This is a genomic window from Caldimonas mangrovi (genome assembly GCF_023721835.1).
In the GTDB taxonomy this organism is placed as follows: Bacteria; Pseudomonadota; Gammaproteobacteria; order Burkholderiales; family Burkholderiaceae_C; genus Caldimonas; species Caldimonas mangrovi.
Genome location: NZ_JAMKFE010000013.1, coordinates 110,960 through 133,961, shown reverse-complemented (window position 1 = coordinate 133,961; position 23,002 = coordinate 110,960). Strand labels below are relative to the sequence as shown.

Genomic DNA, 23,002 nt, shown 5'->3' with positions numbered 1-23,002 from the left:
GCAGGGCCGTATCATCCGGCTCGAATCATGCTGCCCGCCAAACCCCGCATCCTGATCGTCGAAGACGAGCCCGGCATCGCCGACACCCTCGCGTATGCGCTGCGCACCGACGGCTTCGAGCCGGTGTGGTGCGCCACCGGCGCTGCCGCACTCGAACAGCTGCGCCAGCCGCCGCTGCCGGCGCTGATGCTGCTCGACGTCGGGCTGCCCGACCACAACGGCTTCGAGATCTTCAAGCGCGTGCGCGAGCAGTGGGACCTGCCGATCGTCTTCCTGACCGCCCGCAGCGACGAGATCGACCGCGTGGTCGGCCTCGAGCTCGGTGCCGACGACTACGTCGCCAAGCCTTTCTCGCCGCGCGAGCTGGTCGCCCGCGTGCGCACCATCCTGCGCCGTGCCGGCCGCCAGGAACGCGCGGCCACCGATGCAGCGGCCGCGCCGGCGCCCTTCCAGGTCGACGAGGGCCGCCGGCAGATCCGCTACTACGGGCAGGTGCTGGAGCTGTCACGCTATGAATACGGCCTGCTGAAGACGCTGGTCTCGCGACCCGGCCACGTGTACACCCGCGACGTGCTGCTCGAGAGGGTCTGGGACGACCCCGGCGAAAGCCTGGACCGCACCGTCGACGCGCACGTCAAGACCCTGCGCGCCAAGCTCAAGGCCGTGGCGCCGCAACTCGACCCGATCCGCACCCACCGCGGCACCGGCTACGCCCTGGCCGAGGACCTGCCGGCCACGCTGTAGCGCCGTCGGCCTTCCCGGTGACCAAGCGCAACCGCATCTTCATCGGCATCCTGCTCGTCTACGCGCTCGGCGTCGGCGTGCTGATGCTGCGGCTGCTCGAAGACATCGATCCGCGCTACCGCGAGTCGGCCGAGGAATCGCTGGTCGAGACCGCGCATCTGCTCGCGACGCTGGTCGAGCAGTCCGAGCAGGACGGCACGCTCGACGTCGCCGGTCTGGCGCCGCTGTTCCAGTCGCTCTACGCCAAGCGCTTCGAGGCCGACATCTACGGCTTCATCAAGAGCCGCGTCGAGCTGCGCGTCTACGTGACCGATCGCCACGGCCGCGTGCTGTACGACTCCACCGGCCGCAACGAGAACGCCAACTTCCTGCACCTGCGCGACGTGAAGCTGACGCTCGAAGGCCGCTACGGCGCCCGCACCACACCCGACATCGCCGGCAACCACCGCACCGCGGTGATGTACGTCGCGGCGCCGATCCGGCTGCGCAACGAGATCGTCGGCGTCGTCACGGTGGGCAAGCCGGTGCTGAGCTTCGGGCAGTTCATCGAGGTCGCGCGGCGCAAGACACTGCTGGTCGGGCTCACGTCGGTGGCGGCCGTGCTGCTGCTCGCGGTCATCCTGTCAGTGTGGCTGGTGCGGCCGTTGGGGCTGATCGCCGACTACGTGCGCTACGTGCGCTCCCAGCGTGGCTTCAACCCGCTGCGCCTGGCGCGCCGGGCGGCCGGCATGCTGGCCGCCGCCTACGACGAAATGCGCGACGCCATCGCCGGGCGCAACTACGTGGCCGACTACGTGCAGACACTGACGCACGAGGTGAAAAGCCCGCTGTCGGCGATCCGCGGTGCGTCCGAACTGCTGCAGGAGCCGATGCCCGAAGCCGACCGGCAGCGTTTTCTGGGCAACATCACGCGCGAAACGCAGCGCATCCAGGAACTGGTCGATCGCATGCTCGAGCTGGCCTCACTGGAAACGCGCCGACGGCTCGACCATGTCGCGCCCGTGGCGCTGCGCCCCCTGGTGCAGGAAATCGCAGAGAGCGCGCAAGGCATCGCAGCGCCGCGGCAGGTGGCCGTGGTGTTGGATGCCGCTCTGCCAGACGTGACGGTGGAAGGCGATGCCTTCCTGCTGCGGCGCGCCGTCACCAATCTGGTCGACAACGCCATCGACTTCTCGTCCGCCGGGCAGACGGTGCGGCTCGGTCTGACGCGGCATGGCCGGCACGTCGACGTCGTCGTCACGGACCAGGGACCCGGCATACCGGCCTACGCCGAGGGGCGGGTGTTCGAGAAGTTCTATTCGCTGGCGCGGCCGCACAGTCGCAAGAAGAGCACCGGCTTGGGCTTGGCGTTCGTCAAGGAAGTGGCCGGGCTGCATGACGGGCGGGCTGCTCTGCACAACGGGCCTGAGCAGGGTGCCGTGGCGACGTTGTCGCTGCCGGTGGCACGGTAGCACTCGGGCGCAGCCGGGGTGCGAACGGGTCGGCAGTAGGTGCCGCGCGCGCGCCCTTCACCCGAACTTCACAAAACCCGCCAACCAGCTTCGAACGCGCTTCGTACTCACGACCGATCCTTCCGCCCATCGTCGCCCCACCGGCGACCCGCAGAAGGAGCCTCCGTGCAAGACAACAAGCCCACTCACGCTGAGGGAAACGCCCGCGGCTGGGACCTCTGGACCGTCCTGTTCATCGCGATCGTCTCGACGCTCGCACTGACGGCCTGGAACCCCGCCCGCGCCGACGACTCGGAGGCAACGAAGGCCGAGAGCCCTTACTTCCACGTCGCCAGCGACGACCCGGCCACCGACCGCCTGCCGCTCAAGTCGACACGGGTCGACGTGCGCATCACCGGCGTGATCGCCGACGTCACCGTCACGCAGCACTATCGCAACGAGGGCCAGCGCGCCCTCGAAGCACGCTACGTCTTCCCCGGCTCGACCCAGTCGGCCGTCTACGCGATGAACGTGCGGCTCGGCGAGCGGCTGCTGACGGCCAGCATCCGCGAGAAGCAGCAGGCCCGCATCGAATACCAGGCGGCCAAGGCGGCCGGCCAGACGGCGGCGTTGCTCGAACAGCATCGCCCCAACGTGTTCCAGATGCAGGTGGCCAACATCCTGCCCGGCGACGACGTGGCGGTGGAACTGCGCTACACCGAACTGCTGGTGCCGACCGAGGGCCGCTACCAGTTCGTCTTCCCGACCGTCGTCGGACCGCGCTACAACAGCCCCTCGTCGGAAAGCGCCCACGAGAAGTGGGTCGCGACGCCTTACCTGAAGGCGCACGAGCCGCCGACGCACGGCTTCGAGATGCAACTCGCCATCGACGCCCCGATCACCGTGCGAGAGGTGCGCTCGACCTCGCACGCCATCGAAGTCAGCGGGCTCGACACACGGCGCGCGCAGGTCAACCTCTCGCCGAACGCCGGCCCGGCGAACGACCGCGACTTCATCCTCGACTACCGGCTGGCCGGTGACCGCATCGAATCGGGCGTGATGCTGTTCCAGGGCGCAGAAGAAAACTTCTTCCTCGCGATGGTCGAGCCGCCGAAGGCGATCCCCGTGCAGCAGATCAACCCGCGTGACTACATCTTCGTGGTCGACATCTCGGGCTCCATGCACGGCTACCCGCTCGACACCGCCAAGACGCTGCTGCAGCACCTGATCGGCAACCTGCGGCCGAGCGACACCTTCAACGTCATGCTGTTTTCCGGCAGCAACCGCATGCTCGCACCACAGTCGGTGCCCGCCACGCCGGCCAACATCGCCCAGGCTTTGCGCACCATCGACGAGGTGCGCGGCGGTGGCGGCACCGAGATCGTGCCGGCGCTGCGCCGCATCGCCGAGCTGCCGCGCAGCCATGATCTGTCGCGCAGTGTGATCGTCGTGACCGACGGCTACGTGACGGTCGAACGAGAAGTGTTCGAGCTGGTGCGCAAGAACCTGAACCAGGCCAACGTCTTCGCCTTCGGCATCGGCAGCTCGGTCAATCGGCACCTGATCGAAGGCATCGCACGGGCCGGCCAGGGCGAGGCCTTCATCGTCACCAAGGTCGGCGAAGCCGCCGCACAGGCCGAGCGCCTGCGCCGCATCATCGAAGCACCGGTGCTGACGCGCGTGCAAGCGCGCTTCGAAGGCATCGACGTGTACGACATCGAACCCAGGCAACTGCCCGACGTGCTCGGCGGCCGGCCGGTGGTGCTGTTCGGCAAGTGGCGCGGCGACGCGAATGCACTCGCCGGCGCTCGCCTGGTCGTCGAGGGACAGGCGGCACAGGGGCCTTACCGTCAGGAACTCGCGATGGCCGGCCGCAGCGACCAGACCTCGGCCGCGTTGCGCTACCTGTGGGCACGCCATCGCATCGCGCAGTTGTCCGACCAGGAGGCGCTGGAAGGCGGCGACACGTTCAAGACCGCGATCACCGAGCTCGGCCTGCGCTACAGCCTGCTGACGCAGTACACCAGCTTCATCGCGGTCGATCGCATCGTGCGCAATCCTCGGCCCGAGCAGAGCGCCAGCGTGGACCAGCCGTCCCCGATGCCGCAGGGCGTCAGCAACCTCGCGGTCGGCGCTGCGGTGCCGAGCACGCCGGAACCGGCCGCGTGGCTGGCGCTGCTGGTGACGCTGGGCATCGTCGCGGCAACCGCGTTCTCACGCCGCCGCGCCGCGCAACGCCACCGCAGCGAATGACATGCGCCGGAGCCTTGCGATGACCTCCGCCTCGATGTCCTGGCCCGCACCGGTCGCGACCACCCGGGTCGGCCGCTGGCGCGATCGTCTCGACCGCCTGCCGCCCTGGGTCTGGCTGCTCGCACAGGCCGCCGCGCTGTGGCCCCACTGGCGCTGGGCCGCGGCGCGGGTCGCCGACGGCTCGGACGACCCGCTCGGGCTCGCCGCGCTCGGCGTGCTGCTGCTGGCGATCTGGCGCGCGGCGCCGCAGATGCACGCCGCACCGGCGCCGTGGGCCCTGGCGGGCGCCCTGCTCGCCACCGCCGCAGCTACCGCAGCGCACCTGGTCGCCCCGCCGCTGGTCGGTGCGCTGATCGCAGCAATCGCGCTGGCCTGCGCGGTCGCCGCGCTGCTGCCGCCCGGCATGCCGGTGCTGCCGCTCGCCGGCCTGTCGGTGCTGGCCCTGCCGGTCGTCTCGTCGCTGCAGTTCTATGCCGGCTACCCCTTGCGCGTGCTGACTGCGCAATTGAGCACCTGGGCACTGCAGCTGGGCGGCGTCGCCGCGGAACGCAGCGGCAGCGCGATGCAGGTCGACGGCCAGTGGGTCATCGTCGATGCGCCCTGCTCGGGCGTGCAGATGGCCTGGCTGGCGTACTTCACCGCCTGCGCGATGGCCTGGGTGGCAGGCTCGCGCGACGCCCGCACGCTGAGCCAGCTGCCATGGGTCGGCGTGCTGGTGCTGCTCGGCAACGCCGTGCGCAACACGCTGCTGGTGTTGATGGAAGCCCGGTGGCACGGCATCCCCGGCTGGGCACACGAAGCGGTGGGCCTCGCCATGCTGACGCTGGTGTGCGGCGCCGTCGCGGCCGTGATGTTCAAAGGAAGCGCTCGCCATGGCTGAGTCGCCTCGTCATCGACTCGAATGCAAGCTGCTGTGGGCCGCGGTGCTCGTGCTGAGCGCGCTGCTGCCATGGTGGGGCGCAGCCCCCGCGGCGGCACCGTCCACCACCTCGTCGCCGGAATGGCCGCGCGAATGGAATGGCCGCCCGTTGCGGCCGATGAGCCTCAGCGATGTCGAAGAACGCTTTGCGCAGCGCTTTCCCGGCCACATCGTGCGCCTGACCGACGGTGAGAACGTGCTGGTGGTGCGTGAGGTGCGTGCCGCGACGCGCATGCTGCACCCGGCTGCGGACTGCTACCGCGGCCTGGGCTACGAGGTGACGGATGCGCGGCTGGAACGCGACGGCGAGCAACGGTTGTGGCGCTGTTTCGTGGCCGAGCGCAACGGCCAAAGGGTGCGGGTCTGCGAGCGCATCGTCGACGCGCAAGGCCTGGCCCACACCGACACCTCCGGCTGGTTCTGGGCTGCCGCGCTCGGGCATTCCACCGGCCCGTGGCAGGCCATCACGATCGCGAGACCGCTATGAACCGTGCGAAAAAGTGGCTCATCGGCTTGGGGGTCGCCGCGCTGACCTTCGTCGTCGTTGCCGCGGCCGGGCTGCTGCTGATGCTGCGGACCGTGGCCGCCGGCCCTGACGAATGGTCGACGACCGTCCGGCTCGGGCCGTTCGAGCGGAGCTTGAGCGTGCCCGCGCTGATCCGCGCCGGCACGCACCCGCTCGGCATGTGGCTGCTGGACGGGCGCCGGCTGCGCACGTCTGCCGGCGTGGTGCAGTGGCAGGCGTACAGCGACGGCCAGACCTTGTACGGCCGTTGCGAGCCGTGCGTGCTGAAGCTGCCGGCGCTCGGTGAGACGGCGGTGAGCCTGCCCCGCGCTGCGTGGACGATCAAGCGCAACGGCCAGAGCGAGTTTCGCGGCACGCTGGCCCTGGGCCGCGACGAGCAGGCCGTTCGCGGCGCCTGGCGCGGGCAGTTGAGCGGCAGTGCGCTGGCGTTGCAGGTTCACCTGCAGCGTGCACCGATCGCGTCCTACTACGCCTTGTTCGGCACCGACATTCCCGAGCTGCAGCAGGCCCGTATCGAAGGCGAGGCCAGCGTGCAGCTGCGCACCAGCCTGCCATCCGGCGCCTGGCAGTTGCGCCCGCAGGTCGAGGGCTTCCAGGTCCACGGGCTGGGCACCGAAGCACTGGTCGGCGCCGGTGCGCCGCGCGCCTGCGCCGCGCCGAAGGGCGCTGCGGGCTGGGGTCGCTGGTTGCCGTTGGCCGTGCTGTCGGCGGAAGACCAGCGCTTTCACGAGCATGGCGGCTACGACCTTGCCGAGATCAACGCCGCCTGGCAGCGCAACCAGCGCGACGACGCGCCGACGCGGGGTGCCAGCACGTTGACGCAGCAGCTCGCCAAGCTGGTCTACACCGGCGACGACCGCACCCATGTGCGCAAGCTGCGCGAGTTGCTCTATGCGGTGGAGATGGAGCGCACCCTCGGCAAGGCCCGCATCCTGCAGCTGTACCTGTCGCTCGCGCCGTGGGGCGAAGGACGCTGCGGTGGCGAAGCCCCAGCGCAGCGCTACCTCGGCAAGCCGGCTGCCGAGCTGACGCCGATCGAGGCCTCGTGGCTCGCCAGCCTGCTGCGCAGCCCCGATGCGCAGGTGCGACACTGGCGACGCACCGGCGAGATCGACCGCAAACGCGTCGCCCTCGTGCTCGACGGGCTGCGGCCCGTGCCGCCCGCGGTGCGGCGCATCCAGCTGCAGCGCCTGCCGCAATGGCAACCCGCCTGGCGACCGGCGAGCGGTGCCTCGATCGAGCCGTAACGGCCCGGTACCTCTGTGCCCCGCCGGGCCCCGCACAATGGGGCCTGTTGAACGCGGCCGAGGCATCCCCATCTCGGTCTAGCCGACACAGATCGAAAGATGGAGACCCGACGATGAATGCACGACGACTGACGACCCGCGGGCTGCTGGCACTGAGCCTGGTGCTCGGCCTGGGCGGTTGCGGCTACAACGACTTCCAGCGCCTGGACGAGCAAGTGAGCGCTTCCTGGTCCGAAGTGCTGAACCAGTACCAGCGGCGTGCCGACCTGATCCCCAACATCGTGGCCACCGTCAAGGGCGAGGCCAACTTCGAGCAGGAAACGCTGACCCGGGTGATCGAGGCCCGCGCGAAGGCCACCTCCATCCAGGTGACGCCCGAGACCTTGAACAACCCCGAAGCCTTCAACCGCTTCCAGCAGGCGCAGGGCGAGCTGTCGGGCGCGTTGTCTCGGCTGATGGCGGTCAGCGAGGCCTACCCGAACCTCAAGGCCAACCAGGGTTTCCAGGACCTGCGCGTGCAGCTCGAAGGCACCGAGAACCGCATCACCGTCGCACGCAACACCTACATCAAGGCGGTGCAGCAGTACAACACGCTGGCACGCAGCTTCCCGAGCAACCTGACGGCCATGGTCTTCAGCTACGAGCCCAAGCCGAACTTCAGCGTGGCGAACGAAGCCGCGATCTCGGCGCCCCCGACGGTCGACTTCGGCGCGTCGCGCTGAGCGGGACGCAGCCGATGACCGCGGCGCTGCGCCCCTGGCTGGCGCGCTGCCTGGTGCTCCTGTTGCTGCTGGTCGCCGGTGCTCCGGCGTCGGCACAGGACGTGCTGCCGGTGCCCGCGCTGGCCGGCCGCGTGATCGACCAGACCGGCACGCTGAGCGGGCCCGACCGTGCCGCACTCGAAGCCAAGCTGCAGGCGGTCGAAACCGAACGCGGCAGCCAGATCGTCGTGCTGATGGTGCCGACCACGGCGCCGGAAGACATTGCCGCCTACGCCTACCGTGTGGCCGACGACTGGAAGATCGGCCGTCGCGACGTCGGCGACGGCGTGCTGGTGGTGGTCGCCAAGAACGACCGGCGCATGCGCATCGAGGTGGCGCGGGCGCTGGAAGGCGCCATCCCCGACCTGATCGCACGGCGCATCATCGACCAGGTCATGAAGCCGGCCTTCCAGGCCGGCGACTTCGCCGGCGGACTGTCTGCTGCGATCGACCACCTGTCGTCGCGCATCGCCGGCGAAGGCCTGCCGTTGCCCGAGCGGAACGGCGCCACCGACGCGCCGGGCCTGCAGTTCGGCGACCTGGCCGTCTTTCTTTTCGTCGGTGCGCCGATCATCGGTGCCGTCCTCACCGGCATGCTGGGCCGCAAACTGGGCGCGCTCGGGACGGGTGGCGCGATAGGCGCGATCGGCTGGTGGTTCACCTCCAGCCTGGTCATCGCCGGCGCCGCCGCCGTCGTCGGGTTGATCCTGGTGCTGGTGCTGGGTGTCGGTGCCGGCGCTCGCCCCGGCCGGGGACGGGGCTACCGGCACGGCACCCCCATCATCTGGGGCGGCGGCGGGGGCGGTTTTGGTGGCGGCGGCGGCGGCTTCTCGTCCGGCGGGGGCGGCAGCTTCGGTGGCGGTGGCGCGTCCGGTGGCTGGTAAGAAGGACCGCACCGATGAATAAACTGATCCGACTCTTCAAGCACCGCTGGTGGGACGATGCCGACACCCGCCGGCTGCTGGGCACCGACGCCCTGCAGCGGCTCGAGCAGCGAGTGCAGGCCAGCGAGGCCCGGCACAGCGGCGAGATCCGCCTGTGCATCGAAGGCGGGCTGCCGCTCAGCTACCTGTGGCGCGGCGCAACCGCGCATGAACGCGCGCTTGCCATGTTCGGCAAGCTGCAGGTCTGGGACACCGAGTTCAACAACGGCGTGCTGATCTATCTGCTGCTGGTCGAGCACCGCATCGAGATCGTCGCCGACCGCGGCCTGGCACGCCATGTGTCGCCGGCGCAGTGGGACGAGATCGTGCACGGCATGAGCGACACCTTTCGCGCCGGGCACATCGAAGAAGGGCTGGTGCGGGCCGTCGATGCCGTGACCGAACTGCTGGTGCGGCACTTCCCGCTGAGCCAAGGCGAAACCAATCCCAATGAACTGGTGAATCGGCCGCATGTCGGCTGACGTGCCGGCCCGGCCGGACCGTCGCGGCCGATCAGGGCGACGCTCCGTCGACTGAGCGCCCCTGCCCAAAAGAAACGCCCGCTCAGGCCTTGCGGCCGGCGGGCGTCGCCGTTCGGGCGCGAGGGCCGCGGCTTACTTGCGGCGGAACTTGCGCAGTGCGGCGATCTGCGCGGCCATCGCCGCGAATTCGCTCTGGGCCTTGGCGAAATCGATGTCGCTCTTGGCGTTTTTCATCGCTTCTTCGGCCAGGCGCTTGGCTTCGGTGGCCTTGGCTTCGTCGAGATCCTTGCCGCGGATCGCGGTGTCGGCCAGCACGGTGACGGCATTCGGCTGCACCTCCAGGATGCCGCCGGCGACGAACACGAATTCTTCCTCGCCGGTGTCGGCCCGCTCGATGCGCACCGCCCCCGGCTTGATGCGGGTGATCAGCGGCGTGTGCTGCGGCAGGATGCCCAGTTCGCCCGCCTCGCCCGGCAGCGCGACGAATTTCGCCTCGCCCGAGAAGATCGACTCTTCCGCGGAGACGACGTCGACTTGTATGGTTGCCATGGTCAGTCCTTGCTTAGCGTACAAGAAGGTGCAGAAAGCAAGCAGTCGGTGTCCGGGCTAGGCGCCGCGCACAGCCGGACTTCCTGTCCGGCGAGCACGGCAACGACGCCCGGGCGCCGAATGCGCCGCTTACTGCATCTTCTTGGCCTTCTCGAAGGCTTCGTCGATGGTGCCGACCATGTAGAAGGCCTGCTCGGGGAGGCTGTCGCACTCGCCGTTGACGATCATCTTGAAGCCGCGGATGGTTTCCTTCAGCGGCACATACTTGCCCGGGGCGCCGGTGAACACCTCGGCCACGTGGAACGGCTGCGACAGGAAACGCTGGATCTTGCGCGCACGGGCCACGGCCAGCTTGTCTTCCGGCGCCAGTTCGTCCATGCCCAGGATCGCGATGATGTCGCGCAGTTCCTTGTAGCGCTGCAGCACCGCCTGCACCGCGCGGGTGGTGTTGTAGTGCTCTTCGCCGACCACGTTCGGGTCGACCTGGCGGCTGTTGGAGTCGAGCGGATCGACCGCGGGGTAGATGCCCAGCGAAGCGATGTCACGCGACAGCACGACGGTGGCGTCCAGGTGGGCGAAGGTGGTGGCAGGCGACGGGTCGGTCAGGTCGTCCGCAGGCACGTACACGGCCTGGATCGACGTGATCGAGCCGACCTTGGTCGACGTGATGCGCTCCTGCAGCTTGCCCATTTCCTCGGCCAGCGTCGGCTGGTAGCCCACGGCGGAAGGCATGCGGCCCAGCAGCGCGGACACTTCGGTGCCGGCCAGCGTGTAGCGGTAGATGTTGTCGACGAAGAACAGCACGTCGCGGCCTTCGTCGCGGAAGGACTCGGCGATCGTCAGGCCGGTCAGCGCCACGCGCAGACGGTTGCCCGGCGGCTCGTTCATCTGGCCGTAGACCATCGCCACCTTCGACTCGCTCAGGTTGTCGCTGTTCACGACGCCGGCTTCCATCATCTCGTGATAGAAGTCGTTGCCCTCACGGGTGCGCTCGCCGACGCCCGCGAACACCGACAGACCCGAGTGGGCCTTGGCGATGTTGTTGATCAGCTCCATCATGTTCACGGTCTTGCCGACGCCGGCACCACCGAACAGACCCACCTTGCCGCCTTTGGCGAACGGGCAGATCAGGTCGATCACCTTGATGCCGGTCTCGAGCAGGTCCTGCGACGGGCTCAGCTCGTCGTAGGCCGGGGCCTTGCGGTGGATGGAGGCGGCCAGCTCGTGGCTCACCGGGCCGCGCTCGTCGATCGGGTTGCCGAGCACGTCCATGATGCGGCCCAGCGTCGCCTTGCCGACCGGCACCGTGATCGGCGCGCTGGTGTTGCGCACCATCAACCCGCGGCGCAGGCCGTCGGTCGAGCCCAGCGCGATCGTGCGGACCACGCCGTCACCCAGCTGCTGCTGCACTTCGAGGGTCAGCGCGCCGCCTTCCATCTTCAGGGCGTCGTACACCTTGGGCATCGCGTCGCGCGGAAACTCCACGTCCACCACGGCGCCGATGCACTGAACGATCTTGCCTTCAGCCATTTTTCGTTCCTTCAATCAATATTCCGTTGGAAGCCTACGACAGCCGCGCTGTCAGACGGCGGCCGCACCGCTGACGATCTCTGCCAATTCCTTGGTGATCGCCGCCTGACGCGTCTTGTTGTATTCGAGCTTCAGCTCGCTGATCAGGTTGCCTGCGTTGTCGGTCGCAGCCTTCATCGCCACCATGCGAGCGGACTGCTCGGAGGCCATGTTGTCGGCCACCGCCTGGTACACCAGCGCCTCGACATAACGCACCAGCAGCTCGTCGATCACGGTCGGCGCGTCGGGCTCGTAGAGGTAGTCCCACGCATGGCTGCCCTTGTCGGCATGCAGCGTGTCGGCCGCCAGCGGCAGCAACTGCATCACCACCGGTTCCTGCTTCATCGTGTTGATGAAACGGGTGTAGCAGAGATAGACCGCATCCAGCTTGCCTTCGGCGTACTGGTCGAGCAGCGTCTTGACCGGCCCGATCAGGCGGTCGAGATGCGGCTTGTCGCCCAGCTGCGTGACTTGCGAGACGACCTTCGCGCCGATGCGGCCCAGGAAACCGACACCCTTGTTGCCGATCGCCACCGCCTGCGCCTTCAGTCCCTGGGCTTCCAGTTCCTTCAGCTTGGCCGTGGTGGCGCGCAGGATGTTGGTGTTCAGGCCGCCGCACAAGCCCTTGTCGGTGGTGACAACGATCATGCCCACCTGGCCGGTACCGCTGTTCTTCTGCAGGAACGCGGGCCGGTACTCAGGGTTGGCCTGGGCGAGGTTGGCCGTGATGTTGCGCACCTTGTCAGCGTAAGGCCGGGCCGCACGCATGCGGTCCTGCGCCTTGCGCATCTTCGACGCGGCAACCATCTCCATGGCCTTGGTGATCTTCTTGGTGTTCTCCACCGATTTGATCTTGCCGCGTATTTCCTTGCCTGCCGCCATGACGGGACTCCTTGTTCAGACGTGCTTAGGCGAAGCTCTTCTTGAACGCAGCGATCGCGCCCTGCAGTTCGGCCTCGGCGTCCTTGTCCAGCGCCTTGTCGGCCTCGAGCTTGTCGAGGAGCTTGGCGTGGCTGGTCTTGAGGAACTGATGCAGGCCGTGTTCGAAGGCGAGCACCTTCTTCACGTCGATGTCGTCCATGAAACCCTTGTTCACCGCGAACAGCGAGGCAGCCATCAGGCTGATCGGCAGCGGCGAGTACTGGGCCTGCTTCAGCAGTTCGGTCACGCGGGCACCGCGGTCGAGTTGCTTGCGGGTGGTTTCATCGAGGTCGGAGGCGAACTGCGCGAAGGCCGCCAGCTCACGGTACTGCGCCAGGTCGGTACGGATACCGCCGGACAGGTTCTTGATCAGCTTCGTCTGGGCCGCACCGCCGACGCGCGACACCGAGATACCCGCGTTGATGGCGGGACGGATGCCGGCGTTGAACAGGTTGGTTTCCAGGAAGATCTGGCCGTCGGTGATCGAGATCACGTTGGTCGGCACGAACGCGGACACGTCGCCGGCCTGCGTCTCGATGATCGGCAGTGCGGTCAGCGAGCCGGTCTTGCCCTTGACTTCGCCGTTGGTGAACTTCTCGACGTAGTCGGCGTTCACGCGGGCGGCGCGCTCGAGCAGGCGGCTGTGGAGATAGAACACGTCGCCGGGGAAGGCTTCGCGGCCCGGCGGGCGGCGCAGCAGCAGCGACACCTGACGGTAGGCGACAGCCTGCTTCGAGAGGTCGTCATAGACGATCAGCGCGTCCTGGCCGCGGTCGCGGAAGTACTCGCCCATCGTGCAGCCCGAGTAGGCCGACACATACTGCATCGCGGCAGACTCGGAAGCGGAAGCGGCAACGACGATGGTGTAGTCCATCGCGCCGTTCTGCTCCAGCGCGCGCACGATGTTCTTGATCGTCGAGGCCTTCTGACCGATCGCGACGTACACGCACGTCACGCCCTGGCCCTTCTGGTTGATGATCGTGTCGACCGCGACGGCCGACTTGCCGGTCTGGCGGTCGCCGATGATCAGCTCGCGCTGGCCGCGGCCGATCGGCACCATGGCGTCGATCGACTTCAGGCCGGTCTGCAGCGGCTGCGACACCGACTGCCGTGCGATCACGCCCGGCGCGACCTTCTCGATCACGTCGGTCATCTTCGCGTTGATCGGGCCCTTGCCGTCGATCGGCTGGCCGAGCGCGTTGACCACGCGGCCGACCAGCTCGGGGCCGACCGGCACTTCCAGGATGCGGCCGGTGCACTTGACCGTGTCGCCTTCGGAGATGTGGGTGTACTCACCCAGGATCACCGCGCCGACGGAGTCGCGCTCGAGGTTGAGCGCGAGGCCGAAGGTGTTGCCCGGGAATTCGAGCATTTCACCCGCCATCACCTCGGACAGGCCGTGGATGCGGCAGATGCCGTCCGTCACCGATACCACGGTGCCTTGATTGCGGATGTCCGCAGCCACGCCGAGACCCTCGATGCGGCTCTTGATCAGTTCAGAAATTTCAGCGGGATTCAGTTGCATTGCTTGCTCCCAGTCTCGTCCTCGGCCTTCGGCCGCAACGGCTGTCCGGGCTCACGCCCGAATGTCCCTGGGCTTGCCCTCGAGGGCCAGCCCAGGTCCTACGTACACCCCAGCGGCGCGACCTCAGGCGGTCAGCGCGACCTTCATGCGTTCCAAGCGGGCCTTGACCGAGGTGTCGAGCACCTCGTCGCCGACCACCACGCGCACCCCGCCGATCAGCTCGGGATCGAGCTCGACGGTGGGCTGCAGCTTGCGGCCGAAGCGCTTCTCGAGCGTCGCCGTCAGTTCCGCCAACTGCGCCTGCTCGATCGGGAAGGCGCTGTACACCTTCGCGTCGGCCACGCCGGAGCGGGCGTTCTTCAGCGCATGGAACTGTGCGGCGATCTCAGGCAGGGCGACCAGCCGGCCGTTGTCGATCAGCGCGCGAAGAAAGTTCTTCGCACCGTCCGACAGCGGCGTCTTGACGACCGAGACGATCACGTCGAACACCTGCTGCGCCGACACCTTGGGGTGGTCGGCGTATTGCTGCAGTTGTTCATCGGACGCCACGGCCGCCAGTTGATCGACCTGGGCGGCCCACTGGTTCAGGTCCCCCTTGCCGGCCACTTCGAAAAGGGCCTCGGCATAGGGACGCGCGATGGTTGCGAGCTCGGCCATGATCAAAGCTCGGTTTTCAAGCGACCCAACAGCTCGGCGTGAACGCCGGCGTTGACTTCGCGCCTGAGGATCTGCTCGGCACCCTTGACGGCCAGCGCGGCCACCTGCTCACGCAGGGCCTCGCGCGCCTGGATCACCTGCTGCTCGGCTTCCGCCTTGGCTTGGGCGATGATCTTGGCGCCCTCGTCGTCGGCCCGTTTCTTGGCCTCGTCGATGATGGCTTGCGCACGCTTTTCGGCGTCCGCGATCCGCTTGGTGGATTCTTCGCGGGTCTGGGCGAGCTGTTCCTCGACGCGCTTGTTGGCTGCCGTCAGCTCCAGCTTGGCCTTGTCGGCCGCGGCCAGGCCATCGGCAATCTTCTTGGCGCGCTCATCGAGCGCCTTCGTGATCGGCGGCCACACGAACTTCATCGTGAACCACCAGAGGATCGCGAAGACGACGATCTGCGCCAACAGCGTTGCGTTCAGATTCACGGCTTCGACCTCTCTCGGTTAGAACTTGGGAAAGTTGCTTAAGGAGAAAGGAGCGCTTAGGCGGCGACGACGAACGGGTTGGCGAAGGCGAACAGCATCGCGATACCGACACCGATCAGGAACGCCGCGTCGATCAGACCGGCCAGCAGGAACATCTTGGTTTGCAGTTCGTTCATCAGCTCGGGCTGACGGGCCGAAGCTTCGAGGTACTTGCCGCCCATCAGCGCGATACCGATACAGGCACCGATGGCGCCCAGGCCGATGATCAGACCGCAAGCCAGAGCGACGAGACCCAACACGTTTTCCATGATTGCTCCTATTTAGATAGAGAAGTGAGTTGACGGACGAAAAAAAGAGAAAACAAAGTACTGCAGCGACGCGTCAATGTTTGTCGTGCGCCTGACCGAGGTACACGAGCGTCAGCATCATGAAGATGAAGGCCTGCAGCGTGATGATCAGGATGTGGAAGATGGCCCAGATGGTGCCGGCGATGACGTGGCCGGCGAACAGGAAGGAGCCGCCCAGGGACAGGGCCGCCGCACCGCCAAGCAGCGCGATGAGCATGAACACCAGCTCGCCGGCGAACATGTTGCCGAACAACCGCATGCCGTGCGAGACGGTGTTGGCGGTGAACTCGATCATCTGCATGATGAAGTTGACCGGCGCCAGCACGACCGCCATGAAACCATGAGCGTGGAACGGGGCCGAGAACAGCTCCTTGATCCAGCCGCCCGCGCCCTTGATCTTGATGTTGTAGTAGATGCGGGCGAGCAGCACGGTGATCGCGAGGCCCAGCGTGATCGACAGATCGGCGGTCGGCACGACGCGCATGTAGGCGTGGTGCGGGTCGTGGCCCGCGGCGGCATAGGCGCCTTCCCAGATGCGCGGGATCAGGTCCACGGGCAGCAGGTCCATGGCGTTCATCAGGAAGATCCAGACGAAGACGGTCAGGGCCAGCGGGGAGATCGCACGACGCGAAGCCTCGTTGTGGATGATGCCCTTGGCCTGGGTGTCGACCATCTCGACCATCATCTCGACGAAACCCTGCAGGCGCCCCGGCACACCGGAGGTGGCTGCGCGGGCGACGCGCCACAGGAAGAAGCAGCCGATCACGCCGAGCACGATGGCCCAGAACAGCGAATCCAGTTTGAGGACCGGCTCGCTCAACGAAAAGTTGACGATGCCTTCCTGCGTGCGGTTCTGGAAATGCTCCAGGTGGTGCTGGATATATGCACCGGGGGTCGGTCCTTGTCCTTCGGCAGCCATCGTTTCTCTCGAACTGTCGTTATGACGTTTGTTTCCGCCGACCTCGCCGCAGCAGGGTCAGCCAACTGACTTTCATGCACACGACCATCGTGACCAGCAACGCCGGCCAACTCAGATCGGGCACCACCTTTGCGGCCGCCACCAGCATGGCGACGGCCAGCGCAATCTTCAGCGACTCCCAGAACAGGAACCCGAACACGGCCGCGCCGGGACTGGCTCTGGAAATCCGGCTGGTCAACCCACGGGCCATCAAGGCCCCCGGGAGCACCACGGCGGCGGCACCATACAGTGCCGACCAGGCCGCCCCACCCTCACGTGTGGCGGCGAACCACAAGGCCGCCACCACCACGCCTGCCGCGGCTTGCACCGCGACCACCCGCCAGGGTGAGAGCGGCGGGTGTTGCGCCATCAAGGCCTGGGCCTCTTCGTGGCTCAGGGACTTGAAAGTCGCTTCGTCGTCCGCACCTGGGCGCGTATCGAGTTCACCATGGTCGGCATGTTTCGCGGTCATGGCGCTCGGTAACGGGCTGATTGCGGCAAATCCGCGGGATTATACGTGGAAACCCGCACCGGTCCGTCACCCTGTCAGACGGCTTTCACGGGGCCCCTTCGCGGCCGGCTGTCGTTTCCTTCGTGCACCACGGCGGGCACTGCCTGCGCACATGAAGGTGCTCGCACGTGCGTGCGACATGAGAGGATGCGCGGATGGCATCAATGAAGGACCTGCTGGCGCGACGCCTGAAAGACACGCTGCCCCGGCGTGAGGAGCTGGCGCGCAACCGCTGGCTGCGCCCGGTATCGCAACACCTGCTCGCGCCCGAGTTGTGGCGCATGCGCGGCGAAACCGTTGCACGAGGCGTTGCGGTCGGCGTGTTCTGGGCCTTCATCATCCCGTTCGCCCAGATCGTGTTTGCGACGCTGCATTGCGTCTGGTGGCGCGGCAACATCCCGGTGGCCGCGGCGATCACCTTCGTCACCAACCCGCTGACCGTCGGCGGCTGGCTGTGGCTGGCCTATCAGGTGGGCAGCCTGCTCGTGCAGGCGCCGCCGCCGCTGGTGCCCACGGGCGACATCGGGCTGATGGGCTGGTTGCATGCGGTCGGCGTGCCGGCACTGGTCGGCATGGCACTGTTCGCCGTGGTCGGTGCCGGCCTGGGCTACGTCGGCGTCAAGATGGCCTGGCGGCTCAAGCTGACGCTGCGCATGCGCCAACGGACACAGCGTCGCAGCACGCCGCGCTACCCGGCGTAGACGTTGGCCGGCAGCCCGGGCACATCGACGCGCAACTGCAGCACGCACCCGGCCCAGGGCTGCGCCGCGAGTTCGTCGGCGGGCCGCTTCTCGCGCGAGGTCGTGACATACAGCGTCTTCATGTCGGCGCCGCCGAAACACGGCATCGTCGCGCAGCGCACCGGCAGCCGCACCTCGCGCAGCACGGCGCCCTGCGGCGACAACTGCAGCAGGCGCGAGCCCTCGAACATCGCCACCCAGTAGTTGCCCTCGGCATCGACAGCCGCACCATCGGGCCGGCCGCCATAGGCGTCGAGCGGCTGGCCATCGTGTTTGCGCTCGAAGCTGGCGAACACGCGCCGGCCGGTGGCGATGCCACTCGCAACGTCGAAATCCAGCGCGAAGATCGTGTGGCTGGTGGTGTCGGTCCAGTACATCGTGCGTGCGTCGGGGCTCCATGCGAGTCCGTTGGAGACGGTCACGCCGTCGCCCTCGCGGGTCAACCGCCCCTCGGCGTCGAGCCGGTACAGCGCCGCCAGTGCAGGCTTGCGCGGCTCGTAGAGCGTGCCGCACCACAGGCGTCCGCCCGGGTCGCACTTGCCGTCGTTGAAGCGCTCGGTGGCAGGATCGTAGGGCGCTGCCGCAAGCTGGGCGCGACGGCCGGTGGCAGGGTCGAAGCGCCACAGCCCATCGCGCATGCCGAGCAGCAGCGTGCCATTGGCCGCGGGCGCGCAGCAGGCGACATCGGTGTCGAAACTCCAGGTGTCGAGGGCGCGGTTCGTCGGGTCGAAGCGATGCAGCTTGTGGCCGGGGATGTCGCAGTAGTACAGCACCTGCTCGACCGGGTGCCACATTGGCGACTCCCCGAGCAGCGCCGGCTGTTCGACGGCGAGCCTCACCTCGTGCGCCGGGGAGCCGCTCATGGGGCCCCCTTGGCGCCATGCGCCTGTCTCTCGGGGAGGGAATTCGCGCCTTCTGGCGGCCGAGCGGCACTCATGCATGCACCTCCTGGATGTTCAGTTTCATCGCCGCCGACATGGCGGCGCCGGGCGCGAGCGTGACGATGCCGTGCGCCTGCGGGGGCTGCATGTTCAGCGCGTTGGTCACGTGGCTCACCGGCTCGACGGCGAAGCAGTCGCGCAACGGCGGCGTGTAGACGACCAGGCAGGGCAGCGCCGACGTGAGCAGCAGCGAGAACCTCTCGTCGCGGATGCGCACGCTGCCTTGCCAACCGGTGAAGCAGTGATCGAAGTCAAGGTAGGCGACGTCGGCGTCGATGCCGGCCTGCGGCACGTGGCGCGACGGCAGCCGCTCGTCGTCGGTGTCCCAGCGGCCCGACAGTTCGGCATGCAGGCGGCTGCGGCTGCGCTTGGGGAAGAACGGGTGCCAGCCGAGGCCGGCCGGCGCGGCCTCGGCATCACGGTTGACGAAATGCATCGCCAGTTCGAGCGTGTGTTCGTCGAGCGTGACCTGCTGGGTGACCGTGAAGGCGAAGGGCCAGTCCTCGTCGCCCGGGTGATCGAGCTGCAGCTGTGCATGCCGCTCGCCGGCCTCGACCAGCGTCCAGGCGCGCCGCAATCCGACGCCATGCAATGCATGCGGGCTGCCCTCCTCCACGTTGGCGCGCACGCGGTGCTCGCGGCCGGCCCACGGAAAGCGGGCCTGGGCGATGCGGTTGGAGTACGGCACCAGCGGGTAGCAGCCTGCCGCCCGCGGCGTCTCGAGCGCGTTCGGTTCGGTCGAGCGCAGCACCGGCGTGTCGTGGTGCCAGCAGCCGGCGATCGAGCCGCCGAGGTCGGGTCGCAGTGCCACGCGCAGCGCACCCGCGCGCAGCTCAAGCGTCGTCACAGTAGAGGTCATGGAGGGTCGTCGCAGAAGTTCGGAAAGCCCAAGGATGGGGCGACACGGATGCTAAGGGCGTACCTCGCTGTAACCGAGGCCGTTCACGATCCGTGGCTGGTGGCGCCGGTCAGCGTGCCGACCGTCACCGAGTGAACGATGTCGACATCTTGCGTCTTCAGCGCCGACAGGGCGTTCATTGCGCCGCGCATCATCAGCCCCAGGTCGGAGCCGACAGCGACGAAATCGAAGCCGATCGCCCGGTACTGCGCGACGGCATCCGGCGTGCCGCCGACCGTGCCCACCGGCACGCCGGCGCGCTTGCAACGCTGCACGATGCGGCTCATCAGATCGAGCACCTGGGGGTGTGCCGGGTGGGCGATGTGGCCCATCGCCGCCGACAAATCGGCCGGCCCGACGAAGACCGCATCGACGCCATCGACCGTCGTAATCGCCTCGGCCCGTTCCGCCGCATCCGGCGTTTCGATCTGGACGATCGTGCACAGGCCTTCGTCGGCGTGCGTCAGATACTGCAGGTTGGTGCCGAAGCGGCTCGCACGGCTCATGCCGACCACGCCGCGCACGCCCCGCGGCGGATAGCGCGTGGCCGCCACGGCGCGCTGCGCCTGATCGGCGCTTTCGATGAACGGGAACATCACGCTCGTTGCGCCGGCATCGAGCACGCGCTTGACTGTCACCGGGTCGTTCCATGGCACGCGCACCACCGGCACCATGCGGGTCGACGTGACGGCCTGCAACAAATGCACGACGTCCATCATGTCGGCCGGTGCATGCTCCATGTCGAGCACCCCCCATTCGAAACCGGCATGGCCGATCGCTTCCGCGACGAGCGGGTCGGCCGACAGGATCCAGGTGCCGACCGGGGGGTGGCTGCCGGCGGTCTTGAGCAGGTGCTTGAAGGCGTTCATCGGTCCTCCTGCGATGCGTGCTGACGAGCGTCAACGGGCGCCCGGCCCATCGTCGCGGATGAGCGGCATGCGTCCATCAAGACAAACCCTGCCGCAGGAGGGCAACGCAGCAGTTTTCACGCCTGCGGCTGCACCGTGTTCAGTCGAGCACGGCCTTCAGGTAGTGCGCCCCGGGCAGCGGGTTGTAGTAGTACGGAGGAATTTCTTCGAAGCCCAGCGTCGTGTAGAGCGTGCGCGCCGCTTCCATCTCGTCGAGCGTGTCGAGCAGCATCACCGAGTAGCCGCTGCGGCGCGCATCGTCGATCAGCTGCTGCGCGATGGTGCGGCCGAGGCCGAAGCGGCGGAACGGCTTGCGCACGTACAGCCGCTTCATTTCGCAGGCATTGGCGTAGTCGACATCGGCGATCGGGCGGAAGCCGCCGCAGCCGGCCAGTTCCTCGTCGACGAAGGCCAGCAGCAGCCGGCCGGCCGGCACCGCGTACTCGCCGGGCAGCGTCGCGAGTTCGCGCTCGAAGTCCTGGAAACCGAGATCGACCCCGAGCGACTGCGCGTACTCGCGAAAGATCTCACGGGTGGCGTCGTACAGCGTCGGCGAATCGGGGCTGACGAGTCGTATCTGGGGCGATTCCATCAGGCGGGAAAGCGGCGTTGCCTCGTTGACAGGCCCTAGTCTAAAGGCTCACGAGCCAGGCGACCGCGCCGGCGCAGACGATCAGGATGCACAGACCGAGCAGCCGTGATGTTGCCGTGTCGGCCGAACCTGGGGCCGGCAGCGCCAGCTCCTTGTCGCCGGTGATCATCGGTACGACCAGTCGCTCGCGCTTGACGACGGCATGAAAGACGATCGCCAGCAGATGCAGCGCGACCCACCCCAGCACCAGCGGCTCGCCGACGACCTTGTGATACCAGGTCAGGCGCAGGCTCAGCTCGGTGGACACGAAACGCGCAAGCGGGCCCATGTTCGCGATTTCGTCGTCGGCGAACAGCCCGGTGCCGGCTTGCGCGGCGAGCACGGCCAGCAGCCCGAACACCGACAGGCTGCCGAGCGGGTTGTGGCCGACGCGATGCCGGGCCTCGCCCTGGCCGCGCAGGTAGCGCACGATGGTGCCCGGCCCATACAGGAAGCTGCCGAAGCGCGACCAGTGCCCGCCGACCATCCCCCACACCAGGCGGAACAGCAGCAGTGCGAGCACCGCGTAGCCGAGGCGAAAGTGCCAGGCCATCGCATGGCCGCCGATCTTCGACGTGACCACCAGACCGATCACGCAGGCCGCCAGCGCCCAATGGAACAGGCGGGTGGGCAGATCCCAGACTCTCGTCTTCATGGCGGCTCCGGTCGATCGACCACGAGTTTTTACCCGGGGCCGGCCGTTCGCCGCAAGGGAATAAGTACGGGGCCTGGTGCGTATACCGGGGGCCGATGCAGTCTTCGCAGCCGAGACGGCTCGGCCCCCACGCCACCACCCCTGCCCTTTACAAGGAGCCGCTCCTGATGAAACACCTGCTCTCCTGCCTGGCGGCCCTGGCCGCACTGACCATGGCTGCACCAGCCGCCGCCCAGTTCGCGAAACCCGAACATGCGATCGAATACCGCAAGAGCGCGTTGTTCGTGATGGGACAGCATTTCGGCCGCATCGGCGCGATGGCCAATGGCCGCGTGCCTTTCGACGCGAAAGCTGCGGCCGAGAATGCCGCGGTGGTCGAGTTCGTCTCGAAGCTGCCGTGGGCCGCGTTCGGGCCGGAGACCGACCTGGGCGAGACCAAGGCCAAGCCGGAGATCTGGAAGGAGATGCCCAAGTTCCGCGAGAAGGCGCAGCAGATGCAGGATGCCGTCGCCAAGCTGAACGCAGCGGCGAAGACCGGCGACCTGGCGCAGATCAAGGCCAGCTTCGGGCCTGCCGCACAAACGTGCAAAGCATGCCACGACGCCTATCGGGAACAGTGAACCGCCGAGTCGGCAAAGGACGGCCTCCCTCAGGCCGTTTTTTCCCGGCTGAGCGGCAAAGCGGCGCACGACCGAAGCGCGTCAGCCTGCGGCTGGCTCGGCGATGCCGAGCACGACCCTGCGGGTCTTGGCGCTCTTCTTCTCGATCTTGGTGATGACGATGGGGCCGACGTCGGCGGTGTTGCGTACATGGGTGCCGCCGCACGGCTGCAGGTCGACGCCGTCGATCTTCAGCACGCGCACGCGGCCCGAGCCGCGCGGTGGCTGCACGCTCATGCTGCGCACCAGCTGCGGGTTGGCGTCGAGTTCGGCGTCCGAGATCCAGCTGTGGCTGACCGGGCGTGCCTCGGCGACCAGGCGGGCGATGCCGGCGGTCAGCGTGTCCTTGTCGAGCGGCTCGGTCATGTGGAAGTCCAGCCGCGCATAGTCGGGGGTGATGGAACAGCCGTCGACCGGGTGCGGCACCAGCGCACACAGCAGGTGCGTGGCGGTATGGAAGCGCATGTGGCGCTCCCGGCGCTGCCAGGCGATACGTGCGGTGAGCGGCTGGCCGGGTTGCAACGTGGCGAGCAACTCCTCCTGGCCGGGGACGGCCAGATGCACGATCTGGCCCGGCTCGGCGCCCTTGCGCGTGTCGGCAATGCGCAGCACGTGACCGCCGGGCAGCAGCAGTTCGCCCGCGTCGCCCGCCTGCCCGCCGCCTTGGGGGTAGAAGACCGTGCGGTCGAGTTGCACGCCGGCCGCGTCCACCGCCGTCAGGGTCGCCTGGCACTCGCGCAGGTAGCTGTCTTCGCGAAACAGTTCCTCAGTCACT

26 protein-coding genes are annotated in these 23,002 nt (G+C 67.9%); 11 read left to right on the top strand and 15 right to left on the bottom strand.

Annotated features, from left to right (window positions below):
* Positions 1-27: 27 nt before the first annotated feature.
* From creB to M8A51_RS19405, 9 genes are all read left to right on the top strand, one after another.
* Positions 28-744: a two-component system response regulator CreB gene (creB, locus tag M8A51_RS19445; RefSeq protein ID WP_251780189.1), complete on the top strand. Its 717-nt coding sequence runs from the start codon at positions 28-30 to the stop codon at positions 742-744.
* 17 nt (positions 745-761) lie between these two features.
* Positions 762-2,195 carry a two-component system sensor histidine kinase CreC gene (gene creC / locus M8A51_RS19440; protein WP_251780188.1) on the top strand — a complete coding sequence of 478 codons (1,434 nt, stop codon included), beginning with the start codon at positions 762-764 and terminating at the stop codon, positions 2,193-2,195.
* Positions 2,196-2,360: 165 nt separating this feature from the next.
* Positions 2,361-4,427 carry a VIT and vWA domain-containing protein gene (locus M8A51_RS19435; protein WP_251780187.1) on the top strand — a complete coding sequence of 689 codons (2,067 nt, stop codon included), beginning with the start codon at positions 2,361-2,363 and terminating at the stop codon, positions 4,425-4,427.
* 19 nt (positions 4,428-4,446) lie between these two features.
* The gene (gene xrtQ / locus M8A51_RS19430) at positions 4,447-5,307 is read left to right on the top strand and encodes an exosortase Q (protein WP_251780186.1); all 861 of its coding nucleotides are present in this window, start codon (positions 4,447-4,449) and stop codon (positions 5,305-5,307) included.
* Entirely contained in the window at positions 5,300-5,833 is a 534-nt protein-coding gene (locus M8A51_RS19425; protein WP_251780185.1) for a hypothetical protein, read from the top strand. Before xrtQ ends, M8A51_RS19425 begins: the two co-directional genes overlap by 8 nt.
* On the top strand, positions 5,830-7,119 hold the full coding sequence (locus M8A51_RS19420; protein ID WP_251780184.1) for a biosynthetic peptidoglycan transglycosylase: 1,290 nt from the start codon (positions 5,830-5,832) through the stop codon (positions 7,117-7,119). The genes M8A51_RS19425 and M8A51_RS19420 overlap by 4 nt, the downstream gene beginning before the upstream one ends.
* Before the next feature lie 113 nt (positions 7,120-7,232).
* A complete protein-coding gene (locus M8A51_RS19415; RefSeq protein WP_251780183.1) occupies positions 7,233-7,841 on the top strand; it encodes a LemA family protein in 609 nt (202 codons plus the stop codon).
* Positions 7,842-7,855: 14 nt separating this feature from the next.
* Positions 7,856-8,764: a TPM domain-containing protein gene (locus tag M8A51_RS19410; RefSeq protein WP_251780182.1), complete on the top strand. Its 909-nt coding sequence runs from the start codon at positions 7,856-7,858 to the stop codon at positions 8,762-8,764.
* Between the two features lie 14 nt (positions 8,765-8,778).
* On the top strand, positions 8,779-9,285 hold the full coding sequence (locus M8A51_RS19405; RefSeq protein ID WP_251780181.1) for a TPM domain-containing protein: 507 nt from the start codon (positions 8,779-8,781) through the stop codon (positions 9,283-9,285).
* Positions 9,286-9,417: 132 nt separating this feature from the next.
* Here M8A51_RS19405 and M8A51_RS19400 read toward each other — a convergent pair whose 3' ends face one another.
* From M8A51_RS19400 to M8A51_RS19360, 9 genes are all read right to left on the bottom strand, one after another.
* Positions 9,418-9,834, bottom strand: coding sequence for a F0F1 ATP synthase subunit epsilon (locus M8A51_RS19400; RefSeq protein ID WP_251780180.1), 417 nt, complete (start codon positions 9,832-9,834; stop codon positions 9,418-9,420).
* A gap of 129 nt (positions 9,835-9,963) precedes the next feature.
* Positions 9,964-11,364 (bottom strand): F0F1 ATP synthase subunit beta, encoded by a 1,401-nt coding sequence (gene atpD / locus M8A51_RS19395; RefSeq protein ID WP_251780179.1) that lies wholly within the window; start codon positions 11,362-11,364, stop codon positions 9,964-9,966.
* 51 nt (positions 11,365-11,415) lie between these two features.
* Entirely contained in the window at positions 11,416-12,285 is an 870-nt protein-coding gene (atpG, locus tag M8A51_RS19390; RefSeq protein WP_251780178.1) for a F0F1 ATP synthase subunit gamma, read from the bottom strand.
* A 25-nt stretch (positions 12,286-12,310) separates the two neighbouring features.
* Positions 12,311-13,849, bottom strand: a complete 1,539-nt coding sequence (gene atpA, locus M8A51_RS19385) for a F0F1 ATP synthase subunit alpha (RefSeq protein ID WP_251780177.1) — start codon at positions 13,847-13,849, stop codon at positions 12,311-12,313.
* A 123-nt stretch (positions 13,850-13,972) separates the two neighbouring features.
* On the bottom strand, positions 13,973-14,506 hold the full coding sequence (locus M8A51_RS19380; protein ID WP_251780176.1) for a F0F1 ATP synthase subunit delta: 534 nt from the start codon (positions 14,504-14,506) through the stop codon (positions 13,973-13,975).
* A gap of 2 nt (positions 14,507-14,508) precedes the next feature.
* A complete protein-coding gene (locus tag M8A51_RS19375; protein ID WP_251780175.1) occupies positions 14,509-14,979 on the bottom strand; it encodes a F0F1 ATP synthase subunit B in 471 nt (156 codons plus the stop codon).
* 56 nt (positions 14,980-15,035) lie between these two features.
* The gene (gene atpE, locus M8A51_RS19370) at positions 15,036-15,287 is read right to left on the bottom strand and encodes a F0F1 ATP synthase subunit C (protein ID WP_251780174.1); all 252 of its coding nucleotides are present in this window, start codon (positions 15,285-15,287) and stop codon (positions 15,036-15,038) included.
* 73 nt (positions 15,288-15,360) lie between these two features.
* The gene (atpB, locus tag M8A51_RS19365; RefSeq protein WP_251780173.1) at positions 15,361-16,245 is read right to left on the bottom strand and encodes a F0F1 ATP synthase subunit A; all 885 of its coding nucleotides are present in this window, start codon (positions 16,243-16,245) and stop codon (positions 15,361-15,363) included.
* Between the two features lie 19 nt (positions 16,246-16,264).
* A complete protein-coding gene (locus tag M8A51_RS19360; protein WP_251780172.1) occupies positions 16,265-16,756 on the bottom strand; it encodes an ATP synthase subunit I in 492 nt (163 codons plus the stop codon).
* A gap of 194 nt (positions 16,757-16,950) precedes the next feature.
* Here M8A51_RS19360 and M8A51_RS19355 point away from each other — a divergent pair, with 194 nt between their 5' ends.
* The gene (locus M8A51_RS19355) at positions 16,951-17,496 is read left to right on the top strand and encodes a DUF2062 domain-containing protein (protein WP_251780171.1); all 546 of its coding nucleotides are present in this window, start codon (positions 16,951-16,953) and stop codon (positions 17,494-17,496) included.
* On the opposite strand, the gene M8A51_RS19350 is transcribed toward M8A51_RS19355, so the two are convergent.
* The 5 genes from M8A51_RS19350 to M8A51_RS19330 form a co-directional block, all read right to left on the bottom strand.
* A complete protein-coding gene (locus M8A51_RS19350) occupies positions 17,484-18,398 on the bottom strand; it encodes an SMP-30/gluconolactonase/LRE family protein (RefSeq protein WP_251780170.1) in 915 nt (304 codons plus the stop codon). The two genes, M8A51_RS19355 and M8A51_RS19350, sit on opposite strands and share 13 nt — an antisense overlap.
* A gap of 70 nt (positions 18,399-18,468) precedes the next feature.
* The gene (locus tag M8A51_RS19345) at positions 18,469-19,335 is read right to left on the bottom strand and encodes an aldose 1-epimerase (RefSeq protein WP_251780169.1); all 867 of its coding nucleotides are present in this window, start codon (positions 19,333-19,335) and stop codon (positions 18,469-18,471) included.
* Between the two features lie 83 nt (positions 19,336-19,418).
* The gene (locus tag M8A51_RS19340) at positions 19,419-20,243 is read right to left on the bottom strand and encodes an HpcH/HpaI aldolase family protein (RefSeq protein WP_251780168.1); all 825 of its coding nucleotides are present in this window, start codon (positions 20,241-20,243) and stop codon (positions 19,419-19,421) included.
* 139 nt (positions 20,244-20,382) lie between these two features.
* Positions 20,383-20,874: a GNAT family N-acetyltransferase gene (locus M8A51_RS19335; protein ID WP_251780167.1), complete on the bottom strand. Its 492-nt coding sequence runs from the start codon at positions 20,872-20,874 to the stop codon at positions 20,383-20,385.
* A 40-nt stretch (positions 20,875-20,914) separates the two neighbouring features.
* A complete protein-coding gene (locus M8A51_RS19330; protein WP_251780166.1) occupies positions 20,915-21,568 on the bottom strand; it encodes a cytochrome b/b6 domain-containing protein in 654 nt (217 codons plus the stop codon).
* Positions 21,569-21,735: 167 nt separating this feature from the next.
* On the opposite strand from M8A51_RS19330, the gene M8A51_RS19325 reads away from it, so the two are divergent.
* On the top strand, positions 21,736-22,188 hold the full coding sequence (locus M8A51_RS19325) for a c-type cytochrome (protein WP_251780165.1): 453 nt from the start codon (positions 21,736-21,738) through the stop codon (positions 22,186-22,188).
* Between the two features lie 81 nt (positions 22,189-22,269).
* On the opposite strand, the gene M8A51_RS19320 is transcribed toward M8A51_RS19325, so the two are convergent.
* On the bottom strand, positions 22,270-23,001 hold the full coding sequence (locus tag M8A51_RS19320) for an alanyl-tRNA editing protein (protein WP_251780164.1): 732 nt from the start codon (positions 22,999-23,001) through the stop codon (positions 22,270-22,272).
* Position 23,002 lies beyond the last annotated feature (1 nt).